The 18513-nt window shown below is 35.2% G+C and carries 25 protein-coding genes and 2 tRNA genes; 8 read left to right on the forward strand and 19 right to left on the reverse strand.

What is annotated here, in order from left to right; genetic code table 11:
* From GYA49_06495 to GYA49_06550, 12 genes are all read right to left on the reverse strand, one after another.
* A partial coding sequence (locus GYA49_06495; GenBank protein NMC36655.1) for an SAM-dependent methyltransferase occupies window positions 1-708 on the reverse strand: 708 nt, incomplete at its 3' end.
* A 71-nt stretch (window positions 709-779) separates the two neighbouring features.
* Window positions 780-1118, reverse strand: coding sequence for a hypothetical protein (locus GYA49_06500; protein ID NMC36656.1), 339 nt, complete (start codon window positions 1116-1118; stop codon window positions 780-782).
* Window positions 1118-2320: an FtsX-like permease family protein gene (locus tag GYA49_06505; protein NMC36657.1), complete on the reverse strand. Its 1203-nt coding sequence runs from the start codon at window positions 2318-2320 to the stop codon at window positions 1118-1120. Before GYA49_06505 ends, GYA49_06500 begins: the two co-directional genes overlap by 1 nt.
* Window positions 2321-2325: 5 nt before the next feature.
* On the reverse strand, window positions 2326-3000 hold the full coding sequence (locus GYA49_06510; protein NMC36658.1) for an ABC transporter ATP-binding protein: 675 nt from the start codon (window positions 2998-3000) through the stop codon (window positions 2326-2328).
* Window positions 2997-4208 carry a biotin/lipoyl-binding protein gene (locus GYA49_06515; protein ID NMC36659.1) on the reverse strand — a complete coding sequence of 404 codons (1212 nt, stop codon included), beginning with the start codon at window positions 4206-4208 and terminating at the stop codon, window positions 2997-2999. Before GYA49_06515 ends, GYA49_06510 begins: the two co-directional genes overlap by 4 nt.
* Window positions 4209-4272: 64 nt before the next feature.
* A complete protein-coding gene (locus tag GYA49_06520) occupies window positions 4273-4821 on the reverse strand; it encodes a GNAT family N-acetyltransferase (protein NMC36660.1) in 549 nt (182 codons plus the stop codon).
* A 40-nt stretch (window positions 4822-4861) separates the two neighbouring features.
* Window positions 4862-5272: a GNAT family N-acetyltransferase gene (locus GYA49_06525; GenBank protein NMC36661.1), complete on the reverse strand. Its 411-nt coding sequence runs from the start codon at window positions 5270-5272 to the stop codon at window positions 4862-4864.
* A gap of 54 nt (window positions 5273-5326) precedes the next feature.
* Entirely contained in the window at window positions 5327-5911 is a 585-nt protein-coding gene (locus GYA49_06530; GenBank protein ID NMC36662.1) for an HD domain-containing protein, read from the reverse strand.
* A gap of 11 nt (window positions 5912-5922) precedes the next feature.
* Window positions 5923-5993, reverse strand: a tRNA-Pro gene (locus GYA49_06535).
* 86 nt (window positions 5994-6079) lie between these two features.
* Window positions 6080-6167 (reverse strand) — tRNA-Leu (locus GYA49_06540).
* 8 nt (window positions 6168-6175) lie between these two features.
* Complete coding sequence (locus tag GYA49_06545) at window positions 6176-6424, reverse strand: GIY-YIG nuclease family protein (GenBank protein ID NMC36663.1); 249 nt, start codon at window positions 6422-6424, stop codon at window positions 6176-6178.
* A 145-nt stretch (window positions 6425-6569) separates the two neighbouring features.
* Window positions 6570-6974 (reverse strand): HIT domain-containing protein, encoded by a 405-nt coding sequence (locus tag GYA49_06550; protein NMC36664.1) that lies wholly within the window; start codon window positions 6972-6974, stop codon window positions 6570-6572.
* Window positions 6975-7096: 122 nt separating this feature from the next.
* Here GYA49_06550 and tsaD point away from each other — a divergent pair, with 122 nt between their 5' ends.
* The 7 genes from tsaD (at window position 7097) to GYA49_06585 (ending at window position 13386) form a co-directional block, all read left to right on the forward strand.
* Window positions 7097-8152, forward strand: coding sequence for a tRNA (adenosine(37)-N6)-threonylcarbamoyltransferase complex transferase subunit TsaD (gene tsaD, locus GYA49_06555; GenBank protein NMC36665.1), 1056 nt, complete (start codon window positions 7097-7099; stop codon window positions 8150-8152).
* A 41-nt stretch (window positions 8153-8193) separates the two neighbouring features.
* The gene (locus tag GYA49_06560; protein NMC36666.1) at window positions 8194-8859 is read left to right on the forward strand and encodes a response regulator transcription factor; all 666 of its coding nucleotides are present in this window, start codon (window positions 8194-8196) and stop codon (window positions 8857-8859) included.
* Window positions 8860-8880: 21 nt separating this feature from the next.
* On the forward strand, window positions 8881-10422 hold the full coding sequence (locus tag GYA49_06565; GenBank protein NMC36667.1) for a HAMP domain-containing histidine kinase: 1542 nt from the start codon (window positions 8881-8883) through the stop codon (window positions 10420-10422).
* Window positions 10423-10741: 319 nt separating this feature from the next.
* On the forward strand, window positions 10742-11242 hold the full coding sequence (locus tag GYA49_06570; GenBank protein NMC36668.1) for a GNAT family N-acetyltransferase: 501 nt from the start codon (window positions 10742-10744) through the stop codon (window positions 11240-11242).
* A gap of 35 nt (window positions 11243-11277) precedes the next feature.
* Window positions 11278-12273 carry an MBL fold metallo-hydrolase gene (locus GYA49_06575; protein ID NMC36669.1) on the forward strand — a complete coding sequence of 332 codons (996 nt, stop codon included), beginning with the start codon at window positions 11278-11280 and terminating at the stop codon, window positions 12271-12273.
* A 91-nt stretch (window positions 12274-12364) separates the two neighbouring features.
* Entirely contained in the window at window positions 12365-13057 is a 693-nt protein-coding gene (locus tag GYA49_06580; protein ID NMC36670.1) for a DedA family protein, read from the forward strand.
* 2 nt (window positions 13058-13059) lie between these two features.
* Entirely contained in the window at window positions 13060-13386 is a 327-nt protein-coding gene (locus GYA49_06585) for a four helix bundle protein (GenBank protein ID NMC36671.1), read from the forward strand.
* On the opposite strand, the gene GYA49_06590 is transcribed toward GYA49_06585, so the two are convergent.
* A complete protein-coding gene (locus tag GYA49_06590; protein ID NMC36672.1) occupies window positions 13383-13661 on the reverse strand; it encodes a DUF333 domain-containing protein in 279 nt (92 codons plus the stop codon). The genes GYA49_06585 and GYA49_06590 overlap by 4 nt on opposite strands.
* Window positions 13658-14716 (reverse strand): bifunctional (p)ppGpp synthetase/guanosine-3',5'-bis(diphosphate) 3'-pyrophosphohydrolase, encoded by a 1059-nt coding sequence (locus GYA49_06595; GenBank protein NMC36673.1) that lies wholly within the window; start codon window positions 14714-14716, stop codon window positions 13658-13660. The genes GYA49_06590 and GYA49_06595 overlap by 4 nt, the downstream gene beginning before the upstream one ends.
* A 97-nt stretch (window positions 14717-14813) precedes the next feature.
* Between GYA49_06595 and GYA49_06600 the strand changes: the two genes are divergently transcribed.
* Window positions 14814-15017 carry a hypothetical protein gene (locus GYA49_06600; GenBank protein NMC36674.1) on the forward strand — a complete coding sequence of 68 codons (204 nt, stop codon included), beginning with the start codon at window positions 14814-14816 and terminating at the stop codon, window positions 15015-15017.
* On the opposite strand, the gene GYA49_06605 is transcribed toward GYA49_06600, so the two are convergent.
* The 5 genes from GYA49_06605 to GYA49_06625 form a co-directional block, all read right to left on the reverse strand.
* Window positions 14977-16152, reverse strand: coding sequence for an AAA family ATPase (locus tag GYA49_06605; GenBank protein ID NMC36675.1), 1176 nt, complete (start codon window positions 16150-16152; stop codon window positions 14977-14979). The genes GYA49_06600 and GYA49_06605 overlap by 41 nt on opposite strands.
* 10 nt (window positions 16153-16162) lie before the next feature.
* Window positions 16163-17086 (reverse strand): magnesium transporter CorA family protein, encoded by a 924-nt coding sequence (locus GYA49_06610; GenBank protein NMC36676.1) that lies wholly within the window; start codon window positions 17084-17086, stop codon window positions 16163-16165.
* A gap of 46 nt (window positions 17087-17132) precedes the next feature.
* Entirely contained in the window at window positions 17133-17309 is a 177-nt protein-coding gene (locus GYA49_06615; GenBank protein ID NMC36677.1) for an AtpZ/AtpI family protein, read from the reverse strand.
* Between the two features lie 84 nt (window positions 17310-17393).
* Window positions 17394-18065 carry a glycerophosphodiester phosphodiesterase gene (locus GYA49_06620; protein ID NMC36678.1) on the reverse strand — a complete coding sequence of 224 codons (672 nt, stop codon included), beginning with the start codon at window positions 18063-18065 and terminating at the stop codon, window positions 17394-17396.
* Between the two features lie 31 nt (window positions 18066-18096).
* The gene (locus tag GYA49_06625) at window positions 18097-18480 is read right to left on the reverse strand and encodes a hypothetical protein (GenBank protein ID NMC36679.1); all 384 of its coding nucleotides are present in this window, start codon (window positions 18478-18480) and stop codon (window positions 18097-18099) included.
* Between the last annotated feature and the right edge of the window lie 33 nt (window positions 18481-18513).

The following is an 18513-nucleotide window of genomic DNA, read 5'->3' on the forward strand; positions in this document are numbered from 1 at the left end:
CACTGCATGTTTATCAATTCCCCACAACCAATCTTCATGCAAATTTTTTACAATTTCTTTTTCTTTACTACTATTACCAAGCAATTCTGATTGGTAAACGTAATCAAAAACGACTTGGCTACCAGAAGCAAAAGAAGCTAAAAATTGCAACAAAGTTTCCACTTTTTTGGGCTCAAGATACATTAAAACTCCTTCAAGAATGCATAAAGTTTTTTTCTGTTTTTTGATGCCGGATTTGAAAAGCCCATTTTCAATACTAGCTTGATTTAAATCCAAAGAAATAAAATGCAAGTTTGATGGTAACGCAATTTTTGATTTGGTTAATATTTTTTTCTTACTATTTTGGGTTTGTGCTAGATCAATTTCAAAGACCTTACTATCTTTTAAAACATGGCTGAATCTGATTGACCTTGTATCAAAACCAGTTCCAAAAATAAGTATCTGTTCAATTTGAGAATCAGCCGCTTCAGAAACAATGCTATCTATAAATTTTGTCCGTAAAATAAGCCATTCATACAGACCTTTTGGTAAGTTTTTGTGAATAAAATTACGAACAAAACCAAGTTTAATTAAAAAGGCAAAAGACTTAAAAATAAATTTGGAAGCTAAATAGTCGCTTGTTTTAAGTTGAGAAATTGGTTCAAGATAAGAACAAGCTCGAACTAGAGCAATTGCTAACGCGGTTTGGGAAGATTTATTTTGTTTCATCCTTATTATATACATAATTTGGACTAATAAATCAATTCTTTCTTTTATTTTGAAAATATGCTATGGAGTTTTTAAATTGATTTTTGCATTAAAAAAAGCAAAAATAAAAGCCCACTATTTAAAACAAAACTAATCCAATCCAATAAACCAACTTGATCTGTCACTGATAAAATCATATTGGCAATTACAAAAGGAAAGGCTAGATAATAAAACCAAATATTTTTTTTCTTAAGCTTCAAAGCAAAAACTAAGTATAAAAAAAATTCTAAAAATAAAAGTATTTTGATAATTAGATATTGTGATTGGTTGCTAAATCTTACAAATGTATAGTAGCTTGCCATTATCAGCCAAAATAAAGCATTGACAAGAAATGCATAATAAAGAAGATTGTGTTTAACTTGAATCATCATTATTCTCTCCTAAGTGCGTCAACCGGATCAAGTTTGGCTGCTTTTTTAGCTGGGTAGGCCCCAAAAACCAAACCAATCAAAACAGAAATGACAAAAGAAACTACTATAGAAATATAGTTAATTCTAAAAACAAAATCAGGAGTAAAGTTAAACATATTAATAGCCTGCACCGCTGCAAAAGCAATTAAAATTCCTAGGACCACTCCAATAGCTCCTCCAAATACAGTCAAAACTACTGACTCTATTAAAAACTGCAGAACAATATCTTCTTCTTGAGCACCTAGTGCTTTCATCAAACCAATTTCTTTAGTCCGTTCAGTTACAGTCACTAACATGATATTCATAATTCCCACACCTCCAACCACAAGAGAAATAGCTGCAATTAAAGACATAATCAAGGAGAAAATAGTAAAAAATTGTTGTATCTGAGCGAGTTCACTTCTAGGATTGCTCACTTCAAAATCAAGATGATCTTCATTAATAAGTCCTCTTTGTTGCATAATAACGCTTTTAATTTGCAACTGCACAGCCTCAGCATCAGCCCTTTCATCAACCAAAATTGAAATACTATTAAAGCCTTTTTTACCAGGAACATGCCCAAGGAGGGTATTAAAGGGAACATAAACCCGAGCCCTTTTTTTATTAAATGGTTCGTCAGTTCGATATATGCCAATAATTTTATAGCTTTTGCCATCAAGTCTAATTTTTTGGCCAATAGCTTCCTGGTATGAATAAAAAAATTCATTGCTAAGTTTATTATCTATAACTACTACTTGAGAACGATTGAGATCATCAAATTTGGTAAAAAATGTTCCGGCCAATATTTCTAAATTAGCTGTGGAAACTTCATCTTCACTGGCTCCAACCACTACAGTATCAAATTCATTGCTAAGCCGATCTGTTGCCTGAGTATAAATTGATAAACTGCTTTTATATTTAGCAACACCATTAATATTCTGGCTTTCTAGGTAGTTAATGGTATTTTTAGTTAAAGGTGGGGCAGAGTTACTAGTATTGCTTAGAGTTAAGGCACTGAAGCCAGATTCAATAAAAGTTTTTTGCACTGTGGAATAAGCTGATGTTCCCATCGACATAATAGCTACTACCGCCCCAACTCCTAAAATTACTCCAATCATAGTCAAGATAGTACGTAATACATTTCTTCTAAGTGTAGCTAGTGATTCAATAACTAATTCAAACATATAAACTAGGATGCAATTAGACCATCTTTAACTTTAATAATTCTGCTAGCATGCTGAGCTGTCATCAAATCATGAGTGACAATAATAATGGTGGTTTTTTGAGTTTTGTTGATATGTTTCAGTTCGTCCATGATTTTTTTAGCAGTTTTTGAATCCAAAGCTCCAGTTGGCTCATCAGCCAAAATAAGCGAAGGCCGCATTATTAAAGCTCGAGCTAAAGCAATCCGCTGTTGCTGGCCACCGGAAAGGTTTAAAGGAGGTTCATGATATTTTTCTTCTAGGGCAACTAATTTTAAAACCTCAAGAATTCTATCGGTTCTTTCATGAGCAGGAACATGTCCATACATCATTGGTCTCTCAATATTTTGAGCTACACTAAGCCGTGGCAAAAGATTAAACGATTGAAATACAAAACCAATTTCTCGATTACGCAATTGTGCTAATTCTTTTTTGGAATAATGATTTATTTTTTTATGATTAAAAAAGTAGCTTCCGCTTGTAGGAGTATCTAAAGTCCCAAGAATATTCATCAAGGTAGATTTACCTGACCCTGACGGACCCATAATAGCTACAAATTCTCCTTTTTTAATATCCAAGGAAACACCTCTTAGTGCTTCGTAACTATGAGCCCCTTTACCATACACTTTTTTTATGTGTGCTAGACGGATTAGACTACTCATAAACGATATCCTACTAAAACCGTTTCTCCTTCTGAAGCACCTTTTTTGATCTCGGTATAAGTCTCATTACGAATTCCTATGTCAACATTTTTCATTGCTTGTAATTGTTTATCTTGGTTGCCAATCACAAGCTGATAGTGGCCATTGTTATACAGCAAAGCCTCATTTGGCACAGCTAAAACATTTTTCTTAGTTTCAATCAAAATTTCTACATCAGCTGCCATTCCTGACAGTAATTCCGGATAAACATCATCAAGTGTCAACCAAGCTGTGTATGTAATCCCACCATCATCATTTTGTTTACCTACTTTATCAACTTTGGAAACAAAAGCTGGAAAAATACGGTTCTCAAAAGCATCAACACTAATTTCAGCTGATAAACTGGCAGTCATCAAAGCAGCGTCAATTTCACCGATAGTAACCGCAATAACCTGCCTGGGATTAGAAATAATCATGAGGTTGGCTAATTCATTTTGAGGATCAACTACATCACCTTCTTCAATACTAAGATTTTCTATTCTCCCTGCAAGCGGAGCAGTCATAGTTATATCCTGGGTAGTTTGATACTTTAACCAAGCCACATTCAGGTCTGCCTGAGCTGCTTTAATTCTATTTTCAACTAAAGTTGTATCTGACTGGGCAGCTTCATAAGTATATCTAGCTGCTTGTTCTGCACTTTTAAGCGCTTCTTTTTCATTGTCAGTATAACCATGGTCATTAATTTCTTTAACTTCTTGCTCACTAGTTAAAAGACTTTGTTTGGCAGTTTCCACAGCTGCTTGAGTTTTATTATTACCTTGTTTAGCTTCTTCTAGAGCATTTTTAGCAGTCAAATAAGCACTCCATGCTTCAGCTTTTTCTTCAGGGGTAGCAGTGCTAATTACCTCAAATAAAACTTGGTCTTTTTCAACAGAGTCACCATTTTTGACAAATATCTTAGTCACTTGACCTTGAGTTGTAGAAGATACTTCAGTAATTCCTTTGTATTCTAAAATCCCACTACGCAAAATCTTTCGATCTATAGTTTGTTTACTCACTTGAGCTATAGTTATAGTCTTTTGTTTCTGATAGTGACCACGTATCTTCAAACCAACAATAACTAGCAGTAATAGCAATAAACAGATGCTAAAAATTTTCCAACCTTTTTTTAATTTTTGCCATTTTCTAAAAAGAGGAATGGTAATTTTGGGGTTTTTAGTTTTTTTCATACGAAGTATTGTAATATATGTTTTACAATATGTAAAGTATTTTTTACATATCTATAAGACAACATTACCACGATCCCTTTCCAATATTAAGTTCTCTATTAACAATTTGATCAAATTTCTTTTTATCAATAGAAAGGGGATAAGCATAAGATAATAGCTCCATTTTAGTTTCACTATTGTCTTCATAAAACACTGGTCTTTCAAGTTTCGCATAACCAGTCTTCACATATAAATTTGATTTCTCAGGAATACAAAAAAGTAAACTAATATTCATTCCTTGTTTTTTCGCAAAATGGTGAGCATGCTCAAGCATTGACATTGCTAGTCCTTTTGCTTGATAAGATGGTTTAATTCCTAAATTACCAATTCCTGCAATCGAGAGCTGAAATGGAGTATGTATCTTTCTTTCAACGATACTTAATGATCCAATGAGTGTGTTTTTATCATACAAAAATAATCGCCATTTTGGTTTTGAACTAAAATATAAAACATGATTTCCATGATAACTTTTTGAAAAATGGTAGCTGAAAGAAAAAAGTGGAACCAATAAATCTTCTAGTCGAGAAAATTCAAAAGAAGAGATTTTGTTTTCCAGTTTAAAAACGTAACGCATGTAGATTTTAATTTTGTTGAAATTCTTGGATAGCTATAATTTATGTAATTAATCTCATATAAATAACAAAGTCTTTGTGGAGGTAAAAATCTGGAAGCTCTATTATTGGTTTAAATCCAAGTTTTGCATAGAAAGCACAACTTGGCCAATGTTTTCCGGTAAATAAGAATGTTTTATGTGCATGCAGTTTTTTGCCATATGCTTCAGCTTTTTCAATCAACTTTTTTCCAACTCCTTTTTTTCTATTATTTTCTACAACCATCAAGCTCGCAATAAAAACAATTCCAGCTTCATATTTACCGTCTATAGTACCAATGATTTTTTGATTCTCTATTGCCTTAAATCTAAAATGTTTTTTTACCCATTGAGCACCTTCTCCATAATTAAGCCATGTAAAAATTTGCCATTCATTTGCTAATTCATCTTTATTACTAGCTTTAATGATTTTCATAAAAAGAGATGTCGGGATTATTAGTAAAGTTTAATCAGATATTATTAAACTATCTTAAGCAAAATTGACTTCTGGTTTTTTATCACTAACGGGGAAAGCCTGAATTAATGCTTTCCAAGCTTGATATAAAGGAGTAATTTCTTCTTTAAGCTCTGGGAAAACACTAATGTCCCGATAGTCCCGCTCAATTTTACCATCAACATAATCTCTCATTCCATCAGACAAATGCACAATATAGTTGATATCTGTCATATGGCTAGCTGAATCACTGGCAGCTACAATTTTTGCTTCCAAAGTTTCTGGTTTAATGTCGCGATTACGATGAGCCCTGACACAATGAGCCACTTGATCAATAATGTTCTGATCTATATGTAGCTCCTGTAAATATTGCTTTGTTTCAGTTTCTGAATTGATAGCATGATCAACGCTAGTATCTCCAATCAGCTGGCCTACATCATGAAGCCAGACTCCTATCATAACCACATCCTTATTGGCATTAGGATGTTTTTCAAGTATTTTTAGAGCCCACCGTTCAACTTCCTGCACATGTCTATCAAGAAATTGATAACCGGAATGTTTCTTTTGGAATAGTTCTAAGAAGTGTTTTCTAACTTTATCAATTAGATCGGTATTTGTCATAAAATTACAAGTCGGGGAGGGGAGAATCGAACTCCCGCCACACGGTCCCAAACCGCGTATCATACCACTTGACTACTCCCCGAAAAAAATTGTCATGCTGAATTTATTTCAGCATCTCCTAGGAAAATTTAAGGGGATCCTGAATCAAGTTCAGAGTGACATATGCTATGGTGCCCAGGGCGGGAATCGAACCCACACGCCTTTAGAGGGCACGAGATTTTAAGTCTCGCGTGTCTACCAGTTCCACCACCTGGGCATAAAATATTAAAGATGTAATCGTTTTTTCAAATATTTTCTACCAAAACCAGTCTTCAGTTGCTTTTCTCTTTCGATTGCTCTGTCTTTACTTAAACAAGCCTCATAATAAACCAACTGTAATGGCAACCTATTTTTTGTTGCAACAACTTTGCCATTATTATGTTTTTTAACTCTTAATTTCAAGTTGTCAGTCCAACCTATGTAAAATTTAAGATCTTTTAGACTCAACAACACGTATGTGTAGTAAAAAATCATAAATTTATTTTACCAGTTCCACCCGCCTGCAAAAGCTATCGCTTTAGCGATTGCGGGCAGGCCACCTGGGCATAAAAAGAACTTAGAACCTAGCAATAGATTCTACACAAGGTATTGTAACTCAAACTCAGAAAATTTGCTTAAATTATTTTAAGCTTAAATGTTGAACTAATCCTTCACCTTCTTCTTTAGTCAATTGGTTTTTACGAACAGGAGCTAAAGCTGTAAAGATTCTGTCCATTTCTGTTGGAGCAATGTTTGGAAGCAGCTGAATATGGGCATGATGCACTTGTTCTCCAAAAATAAATGAAGCTACCATATCAATACTGGATAAATTTCGGTAGTGGTTAGAAATTTTTTGGCATACTTGCATATATTCACCAATATTTTCTACATCCCAAACCCAACGGTAATGTTTCTTGGGAATCACTAAAGTATGACCTCTAACAAAGGGGAAAATATCCAAAAATGCCAAAAACTGATCATCTTCATAAATTTTGTAGGCTGGTAGTTCTCCAGTTACAATCTTGCAAAAAATACAATCAGACATAAAAGTAATGTCATACTGAGTCCTGATGCAATCAGAATGAAACATCTTTCCAAAATAATCAGATTTTTCGTTCTGCTCAAAATGACACCATGAAATATTGATTCTTTAAGTATAATATCGCTATGTCTAAAAAATATCCAATCATTTTGAGCTTCGATACTTCTTGTGATGATACTTCTGTAGCTATTACTCAAGGTATGCGGGTTCTAAGCAATATAGTAGCTTCGCAAGAAGAACTGCATCGTAAATATGGAGGAGTGATGCCTTTAGTAGCTAAACTGGCTCATCATGAGCAGATTAATCCGGCTTATCAAGAAGCTTTAAAAAGAGCTCATGTAAAACCTCAGCAAATAGATGTTATTGCGGTTACTTATGGTCCGGGCTTAGCTATTGCTTTAGAAGTTGGACTAGCATTTGCCAAAGAACTAGCCCAAGAGTTTGGTAAACCACTGATTGCTGTTAACCATATGGCTGGCCATTTATATTCTGTTTTAGCTCAAAATGCCAAAGGACAAATAAAACCCCAAAATATATCTTTTCCAGTTCTAGCTTTATTGGCATCAGGTGGTCATACCGAATTGCTTTTGCTTACAAGTTTTACTCATGTGAAAAAGATCGGTCAAACTATTGATGATGCCGCTGGAGAAGCTTTGGATAAATTTGCCAGACTTATAGACTTAGGTTATCCGGGTGCAGCTGCTCTTGAGCAAATTGCTAAACAAGGCAACGGTAAAATGTATCAATTTCCTCTACCTATGACTAAAAATCAGAATCTGGATTTTTCATTTTCCGGGCTTAAAACTGCTGGCCGCCATCAAATAGAGGAGCTACAAAATGACCAGTCGAAAACCTTAAGCAGGCAGGAGATTTCAAACTTGGCTGCCTCTTTTCAGGCTGCTGTTTTCCGAGCTATTATCTACAAACTAAAAAAGGCTATTAAGCTGTATCAGCCTAAAACTTTATGGTTGGGGGGAGGAGTTAGCAACAATACTAATTTGCGATCTCAATTGAGACAAATTGCTAAAGAAAGTAATCTTGATTTTCAATATCCATACAGTAAAAAACTCATGAGCGACAATGCAGCCATGATTGGCACAGCAGCTTATCTTCTTTATGAGAAGCAGGATATAGTAGAGGATTTGGAAAAACTGCATCGTCAACCAAGATTAAGCTTGTAAGTTTCATAATCTTTTCATATTTTTTACGTATAATACGTGCTATGAAAATATTGATTATTGAAGATGATGAACGAATTGCTCACGTCATGCAACGGGGCCTGAAAGAGGAAGGTTTTACTGTTGATGTCAGCCACAATGGTGAAGATGGTGAATATATGGCTATTGAAAACCCATATGATGCTGTTATTTTGGATCTAAATTTGCCAGATAAAGATGGTTTGGAAATTTGCCGGAAGATTCGCCAAAGCAAACTGCAAACTCCAGTTGTGATGCTCACAGCTCGAACTAGCATTGATGATCGGGTTAAAGGACTAAACATGGGTGCTGATGACTATGTGACAAAACCGTTTGCGTTTTCTGAGTTACTTGCTCGGATCAGGGCTCTGATCAGACGTAATGCTTCACAAAAATTACCTCAGTATCAGATTGAAGATTTAGTATTGGATCCGATTAAACATAACGTAAGACGTGGCGATCAGGACATTAGTCTAACAGCTAAAGAATTTGCCTTGCTGGAATTTCTACTTTCCCATCAAGGTGAGGTCGTCACTAGAACCATGCTCTTGGAACACGTTTGGGATTATAATTATGACGGTCTTTCCAATGTGGTTGATGTTTTTATCAAAACCCTTCGTAAAAAACTTCGCAATGCTGGCAAAAAAAACCAGCTGATTCAGACAGTTCATGGAGTAGGGTATAAAATATAGGCAGCAACGGTTTGAAATTTCATGAAGTTACTCGAAAAATTACCTATCAGAACCAAGTTGACCGCGTGGTACACCATCTCATTTATGGTGGTTTTGGCCTTTTCTTTTATTAGTTTCTATTTAGTAGCCCGAAACCTAATTCTTTCTAAAATTGATGAAAACCTGCAAGCCCAAGCTGACGAAATTACCACTCTTATTAAAACTCAAAATCTATCTCCAACTTCTAAAGACCAGGTCTTAGAAACCTTTGAAATTACTAAAAGCAATTTTGTTTTGGTCTTAAATCACAATCACGATATCGTAGCTCAATCTCAAACTTTGCCAGTTGATCCTCACTTAGTAAGCCGTCTAGAAACTGAAATTAAAAACAATTTTGAACCTAAATTTCTAACCGAAGGTAAAAATCGTTTTTATGTTCAACCACTTTACGAAGGAGCCCGCTTTATCGGAACTATTATTGTCGGCGATTCAACAGAAGTAGTTAATGAAGCTTTCCGAGTTTTATTAAATACCCTAATTTTAGTCTTTTTGATCTTTATGTTGCCACTTATTTTAGTAAGTTTCCTAGAAGCTGATATTTCTTTATCGCCATTGCGGGAGCTAGCTAAAAGCATGAATACCATTTCTACTAAAAACCTGGCCGACCGGGTTGAAGTTGGTAACCCTCATGATGAAATTGGCGAAGTCGGAACTTCCTTTAATAGTTTGCTAGACCGTTTGCAAAAAGGTTTTGATAAAGAGCGGCAGCTCATTCATGATATTTCTCATCAGCTTAAAACTCCACTTACCGCTATCAAAAGTGATGTTGAAATTGCTTTGACAAAATCTCGAAGTTTGCAAGCTTATCAAAAAATTTTAACTAATGTTTTATCAGACGCTGATCGGATGAGCGGTATCTTGAAAGACATGATGAATTTTGCTTGGGCTGCTTCAGAAAACCAGGACCAGAATTTTAAAACCCATAATGTAAGTCACCTTTTAGAAGAAGCAGCTGAAATTGCGCAACAACTTGGTATCGATAAACATATTATAGTTAGCACCAGTATCACTCCAAATTTACAAGTTTTTGGTCAACAGGAAAAATTGCTTCAGATTTTTCTTAATATTTTGGAAAATGCTATCAAATATTCTCGTCGTAAAGGTAAAATTTTGATTCAAACAAACTTAGAAGGATCTCAGGTTAAAATCATTATTAAAGATAATGGGGTAGGTATCAGCAAAAAAGATTTACCTCATATTTTTGAGCGTTTTTATCGTGGTAAAAGCCAGGTAGGTGAAGGTTCGGGTCTAGGGCTTTCTATTGCTGCAGCCCTAACCAGAGCTCATAAAGGGACTATTGAAGCCAGTAGTCAAAAAGGGAAAGGGACTACTTTTGTAATCACTTTGCCGCTGAAACAGATAGTAAAAAAAGTTAAAAAGGCAAAAAAAATAGTCAAGAAAAAAGCTAAAACTCGAGCTACAAATATTCTCCCAATCGAATTAAAAAGACCACACGTTCGGACTTTTTTGAAGGAAAAATGGGGGACTTGGGACCAAGCACAAAAAATGAAGAAAGCTTCATAATATTCTCACAAGCAGTTCATAAGGCTTGAGCTATACTGAGTGTACTCTTTGATAAGCCAAGCCAAATAACCCACCCTAGACTAATACCCAACTAGGCATGTGAACATCTCACATTGTTATTTACATTGATGCTTAACAAAGGCAAGAAAATGCTCTCTTACATATCCAAGCTTGCAAAATGGTTCGATCGACAATCTGATCCAACTTAAGGACAATTTCTAAAGGACAGAAATTGCCAATCCGAATAAAAAGCAACCGTTACCAGGCCGGTTGCTTTTTTTGTTGTATAAACTTTTACTGCTATTTATAATATGAAAAAATGAAATTTGAAATCATCCAAGATCCAGATCAAGCTATATATGTTTTAAGAAATGCTGGAAAATGGCTTTTGAAAACTGGTAAAAATCCTTCAAAGTGGTGGCGATTAGAAAATCTCAACAAAGAATTTTTATATAAATTTGTGAAACCTGAAGAACTTTATGTGGGTTTAATCGATAAAAATCCTGCTGTAGCAGCAGTATTGCAAATAGAGCAAAACGCCCAAGATTGGCAAGCTATTGATAAAAGTAAAAATATACCTTCCTTATACATTCATTGGTTAGCTGTACATCGCAATTTTGCTGGGACTGGCTTGCCTGCAAAAATGGTTTCATATGCTAATACTTTTGCAAAAAAACGTGGCATTTCATTTTTAAGAGCAGACACTAATGCTAATATCACTAAATTAAGAAGGGTTTATGAAAATTTAGGTTTTAAATGTGTCAATGTTTTACAAGAATCCTATCGCAACACTGCTTTCTATCAAAAAGAGGTAAATTAATTTGATAAGGTATTTCTTCATGCTAAACTGTTTTAATGAACAAATATCTGTCTAATATAATCATTATTTTACTTCTTGGCTTATTTTTAGCTGTTTCATATCTTTACGTTCCCAACTCTGTATATATTCTTAATCAAAAAATAGAAAAGTCACAACCCTTACAACAAGATGAAGCCAGACAAAATCTGGTTTCAGAATATGGCCAGTATTTAGCAAAAAATCTACCAGAAAATACTCCCAAACTATACTTTTACTGGTTATCAAATCAAAGAAAACTATCTAATATAAGGGTTAAACAAGCTATTGCCGAAATTAAGAGCGAACAAGTAGTATCTGGCAAAATCAAGGCTTGGACTTTACTTAATATGGGAGTAGTTATCAAAACAAACAGCAAGATTATTGCTATTGATACAGCTAATTTACCTTTTTCTCAAGCTCACAATGAATTAGCTCGTATTACTGATGTGTTTTTAGTAACTCACCTAGACGGCGATCATTTTGACAGCTCTCTTCTTAAAAAAGCTATAGCAAATAATAAAAAAGTGGTTTTGCCAGAAGGTTTTTTATTTGATAGTTCTCAATCTGAAAATATTATCAAACTTAACAGTGGTGAATCTAGAAATATTAATGGGGTAACAATTACTGCTTACCAAACAGATCATCGTGGTGATGGTAATTTTAATGATCCCAGTGTTTGGTTCAAAATAAAAACTGATGGGTTTACATTGCTTCACACTGGTGACGGCCGAGATTTTAAAAATAAAAATGAAGCTAATAAAGTCTATCAAGCAAAAGATTATGATATTCTTTTAGGCAATATTTTGCTTCATCCTTACAATATCAGAGACCTTAAGCCTCATCTTTTCATTCCTCTACATCTGTTTAAATTTATGAGCGGTAATGATCTTTACCAGCAAAGTACTATTGAAGTAGTTCAGAGTAATTACCAAAATTACACTAAAGATTTACAGGGTATTAATATAGTATATCTACTACCAGGAGAAGGTTTTACATATCCCGCTGAAAATTAAAATATTGTTTTATTTTCAATCTCCACCTCGAAATTTTTAAAGCAGTAGGGTATAGTAAATCTTTGTTATATTATCAAGTTAGACATCTACTATGGATCCTATTTCTCTTATTTCTGGTCTCTTTAATTTTATCCTTCATATTGATGAGCATCTTAATGAAATTATTCAAGCTTATGGCACACTTACTTACGTAATTTTATTTTTTATTATTTTTGCTGAAACTGGTTTTGTTGTTACGCCTTTTTTACCTGGTGATTCATTGCTTTTTGCTTCTGGTGCTTTTGCTGCTCTTGGTTCTTTAAATATTTTTTTAACCTATTTGATCCTTTTAGCAGCAGCTGTTTTAGGTGACACAGCTAATTATTGGATTGGACATTTTTTAGGTCAAAAAATTATTGAAAATCCCAAAATTCCTTTTATCAACCAATCTCATATTGATAAGACCAATGCCTTTTATGAAAAACATGGCGGCAAAACTATTATTTTAGCCAGATTTGTACCTATTGTGCGCACCTTTGCACCCTTTGTCGCCGGTGTTGGCAAAATGCACTATGGCAAATTTATTAGCTATAACATTATTGGAGGAATCCTCTGGGTTACACTTTTCACTTTTGCCGGTTTTTTCTTTGGCAATATCCCAGCAGTAAAACACAATTTTACGATTGTAATTATGGTTATTATTTTGATCTCGGTTATGCCAGCTGTTTATGAATTTCTCAGACATAAACTGGGCAGCAAAGAAGAGAAGATCAAAAAAACCAAAATTCCTTCATTTGATAAATAGATATGGCTAAGCTTACAAAAAAAACCTATCAGCTCTGTTTGCAAACAGCAGACCGAGCATGGGAGGTTATTGAACTTTGGCCAGTTTTTGCTAAATCAACTATTGGTCAACAGCTTATTCTTTGCCTGGATTTACTGACTGTTTCTCTAGCTAAAGCTGTACAAAGTAAGCAGGAAAACAAGCTTAAGTTTATCAATCAAGCTAGAGAACATAGTATTGAAAGTTTGGTCTGGTTGGATAAAGCCAGACGCCGCCGCTTATTATCAAAATTTGATTATCAGGAATTGTACGTCAATCTTCAAAAGCTCAATCAGGATTTAAACTTCTAAAACGTTTCCATGCTACATGAACCGTCCCAGAATTTTTCTGGTTCACAACCATAGCCTTGGGGAAAAATACAGTAGGTTGAATAGCTACCATCATTATTTTTCCAATATTCATAATGACCCCCGTTTTCTTCACAATAAGCCTTAACTTGGCTAGGAGTCGGATTATCGCGTCTAGTAGCTACTTCTTCAAAGCTTGGTAAGGTCTCTGGTTCTGGTTCAGCACAAGAAGCTAAAATAATTCCCAAAATAATAATAAGTAAGTAAGGTTTTTTCATAGCTGTTTCTTTTTTTGCAAACCTGCCAATACTTCTCGAGCTTTAGTTTTGTTCACAGGCCGAGGCTTAAAACTATCAGCTCGCTTAACTACATGCAAGCGTTTAAGTTCTTTTAAAATTTTAAAAGCTGTAAGGTAACTTATTTGCAATTGATTTTGCAAGTCAGGATTAGTCAAGCTTCCCTGAGCAATACCATAATGCAGCGCTACCGGTAAAAGTAAGCGATATTCATTGTCAATTAAATATTTACCCAAGGTTTTTTTAGGTTTTTTCTTGACTGGTTTTGGTTTTGAAAGCAATGCTTGCCGAACTTTGACATCAACTATTTTAGCCAGTTGTTCTTGATTAAATACCTGGCGTTTTACTAAACTTGCTTTAGTTTTTTGAATAGCTTCTGGATCATCAAAATCGGTTTGCTGGGATTGGTAAACATGCTTATAAGGTTGGCCGGTTTGTTCAGCTTTAACATCCAAATCTTCCAAAGTTTCTACAAATTCATCTACCAGCTGATCATATTCGTCAACTAGCGGATGTTTCCATGATTCCTGCAGCATCATGACTCGCTGATCTTCGATCCATAATTTTTGCTCAGGTCCTCTATGAAAATAGTTAAAATAGCTTAGTCCGTATTCTTCTAAAGCCGCCATTAAAGTCTGCAGATTATGAATCTTATCAGCCGTAAAAACAGCCTTGGCTTGCCAAGAAGCAGCTCTAACTCGATCTAGCTGAAGTTTTTTAATGATTTCCCAGTCTTTATCCTCATCCAATTGTTTGTTTTCTGTGACTGTTAAAACATAGTTTAAAACGTTTTGACCACAAGCTTGCAATAATTCTTCAGAAGGACAATTGGTATCTTCAATCAGGTCATGACACAACCCGGCCGCCACTACTTCCTCTTCAAAACCAGCTCTGGCTAGAATGAGACTAACAGCTACAGGATGAGTGAAATACTCAAATTCCCGACCTTTGCGCATCTGGCCTTTATGCCAGTAACTGGCCAACCGAATCGCATTTTCGACAATTGGTGAAAATAGGGGATTAAGGCTTTGATCCATAAATAATAATAAAACCTGACAATACGTTAGCAAAAATTTGCTAAAAAGTCATGGACGCTTATAGTCATATTTATTTAATTTAGTGTAATATCATGGCATGGAATTAGAACCAGACTATAACCAAGGCAAACAAAGGTTTGTTGAGTGGCTGTTTTTACTTAGTTTTTGGGAGTTGAAAACAGCTTCTGAAGGCGAAGCCAAAAATGCAGCCACGCGTCATCTACTCCTTTTAAAAGAAATGTTTCCTAATTTTGATACTTCTAGTTTCCTACAATTATTAGACCCTCTTGAGCTCTCGTAACCGCCGTATAGAGCCAGCGCCGCCACTCTTCATCACTCATGTGCTGATTACGTTCTTCAAAAATAATGACTTTGCGGGCTTGAGAGCCTTGGGCTTTGTGGACAGTCAAAGCATAGCCAAAATCAAATAGCTCTCCCATTTGTGCAAAAGTTAAACCGGGAATGTCGGGGAGGGTAGTGCTAGCCCCAAATTGATAGGCCGAAATGTCTCCAGAAAAAAGCACTTCATCGTCCATAGCAATATCAGCTTGATACCAATGTTTTTTACCATGCCCATCAAATTTTGGCTCGATAAAATGGATAATGCCCAGCATGCCGTTGTAGAGTCCATATTCCCAACTATTTTTGAGACAAATGACCCGATCACCAATGGTGGGTTCTTGACTATATATCTCTTTAATTAATCGAATTTGGTTATTTAATTTAACCCTTGTATGATTCATGCCAACCAAAAGTAAAGTTTCTTCATCCCAACGCTCCAGCAAATCTTGAACAATACTGTGAATATCTGGATCAGTGCGAGAGTATTTTTTAACTTGACTAGAATAGGTTCCAACTGGAATGTAGCCATCTTCCCGAGCCATTTGCGATAGCTTAATAATAGGGGAATCAGCCACTTGGCGATGGATTTGCTCAAGTCGTAGCTGTGGTTTAGCAACCAGTGAAAAATTATCACCAATTGGCGGCAGCTGACCATGATCGCCAACAGCAATGATGGGCCGGTCAAAACTCAGCAAATCTTGCCAAATTTTTTTTGTAATCATTGAAGCCTCGTCAATAATAATCAGATCTTGGTCAATACTATCCCGTTTTTCCCAGCTAATCACTCGCCCCCTACTATCGTCAATAGCTTTGTAAATCAGAGAGTGAATAGTACTAACCCGATCTTGATCTAAAATCGCTTTTTGCCTACTTAGATTTTCTTTGAGAACCTGGGAAGCTTTGCCCGTAAATGAGCAAAAAGCTACTGAAAGTTTTTTATTTTTTTTAAGCAGTTTTTGACGCAATACTCCCAATAGAGTAGTTTTACCAGTACCAGCATAACCACCCAAAGTGATGAATTGTTTTTTTGGATGTTCCTGCCAGGCAATCAAAGATTCTAAGGCCTGTTTTTGATCTGATGTTAGTTGCACCATATTATTTTATTTATAGCCACTTTTTCCAAAATAAAAGTCCCAGGAAAAGCATTGATAAGCCAAAAGTTATTAACATAATAAAGATAAAGGCCATAGGGTGATTACCTAAAGGCAAAGCTACATTCATGCCATAAAGACTTCCAATCACCGTTGGAATAGTCAGTAAAATCGTAAAAGAGGTCAAAAATTTGATAGTCCGGTTTAGATTATTAGTAAAAATGATCTGGTAGCTATTACGCAGACTGACTAAGGTTTTAGCATTGCTCCGGCACAAATTGGTTGATTGTTTTAGTCCAATCAGTACATCTTCAAACAAATCTTTATCACCTTCATACTGACGCAAATAGTTGCCTGACAGCATTACTTCAAACATAGCTTCCATAGGTTGAAGCGCAGCTAAATACTGATTGAGAATTTCTTCGCTATTTATCAAAAAAGTAATATCCGCATTGCTGATATTTTCCAAACCTTTTTTTTGTTTATTGACCCGATCATTAACTTGCTTGATCTTTGACATAAACTCCCGCGCCACTATATTTAAAATTTGTAGCAGTAGTTTAGATTGCTGGGTAGTAGCTGGAGCTAGCTTATTTTGGCCAATATTTTCAACCAGTTCACAGTGCACCGGAGCGATAGTCACAAAATATTTTTTACTTAAAATGATAGTTAGTGGCACTGTATATAAGTTGGCTGTTTTTTCTTCGTAAGGCAAACGGGCAAAGAGCAGTAATGTTCCATTAATCCGTTCAATTCTTGGGACTTCAAAGAGATCCAAACTATCTCTAATTTCTTCAATGCCCAAATGTAATAATTTAGCTGCCTGGTCAATATCATCAGGACTCACCTGATCAAAATGCAACCAAGCACCACTACGAATCTGTTTAATTTGGCTGAAGCGTTTACTTTTTAAGGTTTTAAAGTAAATTTTAAGCATGTGCTTATCGTAACGTAAGAAGCTGCAAAACTGAAGTGGAAGATACTTATTTGTTTTTTAGAAATGGCTTGATTTCTTTATAAAACATAAATCCAGCTAAAATCATGCCTCCAAAAGTCCCAATCAAAACAAAAAGAGGAGAGGTACTAAATTTCTTATCTAGCCAAACTCCACCACCAACACCTAGCATCAAAGGTACTACTAAATTAAAACCCAGCTGCATTGCCAGTCCAAAAAGTTGGAATTTTTCGAAATTTTTAGGTTGGGGCATTAAGGTAAAATGATAAAAACTACTAATAATATAGATTTATTTTAAGGTAGACAAAGCCACATTATCAATCGTACATTGATCAACTTGCCAGTCAATAAAATGCTGCAAAGTTTTTTCTTGAGCTTCGTCGTTTATGATATGGGAATGGATTTCAAATCCTGCTTGATGAAGCTTAGCTACCAGTTCAGCCTGGCCAAATTGGTTCAAAGTTTGCAAATTAATATGGATCCGATCAACTCCAACCATAGTTCCCCAACCCAACATTTTTTGACAAGCAATATCCGAAGTCATCCAATCCGGAAATAAAAATTCGTGCAAAATAAGCCCCACGGGGATCTTAGGAAAAGTTTTTTTAATATGTGCAGCTAGGGGGATTTCACTAGTAGTTAGCTCAAAATCAGTCTGAGGAAACTGGGCCAAAATATCTTGCAAGGGTTGTAAAATGTCAGGTCTAAAAGCTTTGATTTCGATTTCAATCCTACCTCTATTATGGATAACAGGTAAAACATCTACCAGTTTTGGATAGTTTTTGCTGTGGTCAAATAAAAAGTTGTGCACTATGATAATAGCTCCTTCATGTAAATGAATATCCATTTCAATTCCATCAGCTCCTTTGTCAAAAGCTGAAACAAACGCTTCTAGAGTATTTTCAGGAAAAGAAACGGTATCACCGCGGTGAGCAATGAGAAGTGGTTTGGTTTTTGTCATAAGATCTAAGTAATTTTTATAGTTTACAATTTTATTTTGCCTTCATTTTCTCTAGCCACCAACTAGCTTTACTTTTTTGGTAAAACTCACACCATAAATAATAAGGGTAAAAGCCGGTCGGTGTTTCACCTAGTAATTCTTTTTTATACTGATAAATTCCTTCATTAGCGCTGCCTCCCCAACTAATATACTTGGTTTTAGGTAAATAATAGTCGATGAGTAGAGCCTTAGAAACTCCAGAGCTGCGTTTATAGCTTTTGTCATAACCTACTTCAGCAAAACAAATATAGTTTGGCAAGGCTTCGATAATAATATTGATTGAAATCAAAGTATGATTGCACAAAATCTCTACAAACGTAGCTTCCCGGCAATTTGGAAATAGTGAATAATAGGCAAGAGATTTTAAACCTAACATTTTAGGATGAGTCTGACTAAGCAAATGAGTATA

Source organism: Candidatus Beckwithbacteria bacterium, assembly GCA_012797845.1.
GTDB lineage: Bacteria > Patescibacteriota > Microgenomatia > UBA1400 > UBA1449 > JAAZOH01.

Bases quoted from the DNA above. Each gene is read 5' to 3' on its own strand.
- GYA49_06520 (NMC36660.1), bottom strand. From the start codon at position 4,821: ATGCGTTACGTTTTTAAACTGGAAAACAAAATCTCTTCTTTTGAATTT.
- GYA49_06515 (NMC36659.1), bottom strand. From the start codon at position 4,208: ATGAAAAAAACTAAAAACCCCAAAATTACCATTCCTCTTTTTAGAAAA.
- GYA49_06605 (NMC36675.1), bottom strand. From the start codon at position 16,152: ATGGTGCAACTAACATCAGATCAAAAACAGGCCTTAGAATCTTTGATT.
- GYA49_06625 (NMC36679.1), bottom strand. From the start codon at position 18,480: ATGTTAGGTTTAAAATCTCTTGCCTATTATTCACTATTTCCAAATTGC.
- GYA49_06615 (NMC36677.1), bottom strand. From the start codon at position 17,309: ATGCAGCTGGGTTTTAATTTAGTAGTACCTTTGATGCTAGGTGTTGGT.
- GYA49_06565 (NMC36667.1), top strand. From the start codon at position 8,881: ATGAAGTTACTCGAAAAATTACCTATCAGAACCAAGTTGACCGCGTGG.
- GYA49_06550 (NMC36664.1), bottom strand. From the start codon at position 6,974: ATGTCTGATTGTATTTTTTGCAAGATTGTAACTGGAGAACTACCAGCC.
- GYA49_06600 (NMC36674.1), top strand. From the start codon at position 14,814: ATGGAATTAGAACCAGACTATAACCAAGGCAAACAAAGGTTTGTTGAG.
- GYA49_06500 (NMC36656.1), bottom strand. From the start codon at position 1,118: ATGATGATTCAAGTTAAACACAATCTTCTTTATTATGCATTTCTTGTC.
- GYA49_06530 (NMC36662.1), bottom strand. From the start codon at position 5,911: ATGACAAATACCGATCTAATTGATAAAGTTAGAAAACACTTCTTAGAA.
- GYA49_06610 (NMC36676.1), bottom strand. From the start codon at position 17,086: ATGCTTAAAATTTACTTTAAAACCTTAAAAAGTAAACGCTTCAGCCAA.
- GYA49_06545 (NMC36663.1), bottom strand. From the start codon at position 6,424: ATGATTTTTTACTACACATACGTGTTGTTGAGTCTAAAAGATCTTAAA.
- GYA49_06585 (NMC36671.1), top strand. From the start codon at position 13,060: ATGGCTAAGCTTACAAAAAAAACCTATCAGCTCTGTTTGCAAACAGCA.
- GYA49_06510 (NMC36658.1), bottom strand. From the start codon at position 3,000: ATGAGTAGTCTAATCCGTCTAGCACACATAAAAAAAGTGTATGGTAAA.
- tsaD (NMC36665.1), top strand. From the start codon at position 7,097: ATGTCTAAAAAATATCCAATCATTTTGAGCTTCGATACTTCTTGTGAT.
- GYA49_06580 (NMC36670.1), top strand. From the start codon at position 12,365: ATGGATCCTATTTCTCTTATTTCTGGTCTCTTTAATTTTATCCTTCAT.
- GYA49_06590 (NMC36672.1), bottom strand. From the start codon at position 13,661: ATGAAAAAACCTTACTTACTTATTATTATTTTGGGAATTATTTTAGCT.
- GYA49_06505 (NMC36657.1), bottom strand. From the start codon at position 2,320: ATGTTTGAATTAGTTATTGAATCACTAGCTACACTTAGAAGAAATGTA.
- GYA49_06525 (NMC36661.1), bottom strand. From the start codon at position 5,272: ATGAAAATCATTAAAGCTAGTAATAAAGATGAATTAGCAAATGAATGG.
- GYA49_06620 (NMC36678.1), bottom strand. From the start codon at position 18,065: ATGACAAAAACCAAACCACTTCTCATTGCTCACCGCGGTGATACCGTT.
- GYA49_06560 (NMC36666.1), top strand. From the start codon at position 8,194: ATGAAAATATTGATTATTGAAGATGATGAACGAATTGCTCACGTCATG.
- GYA49_06570 (NMC36668.1), top strand. From the start codon at position 10,742: ATGAAATTTGAAATCATCCAAGATCCAGATCAAGCTATATATGTTTTA.
- GYA49_06575 (NMC36669.1), top strand. From the start codon at position 11,278: ATGAACAAATATCTGTCTAATATAATCATTATTTTACTTCTTGGCTTA.
- GYA49_06595 (NMC36673.1), bottom strand. From the start codon at position 14,716: ATGGATCAAAGCCTTAATCCCCTATTTTCACCAATTGTCGAAAATGCG.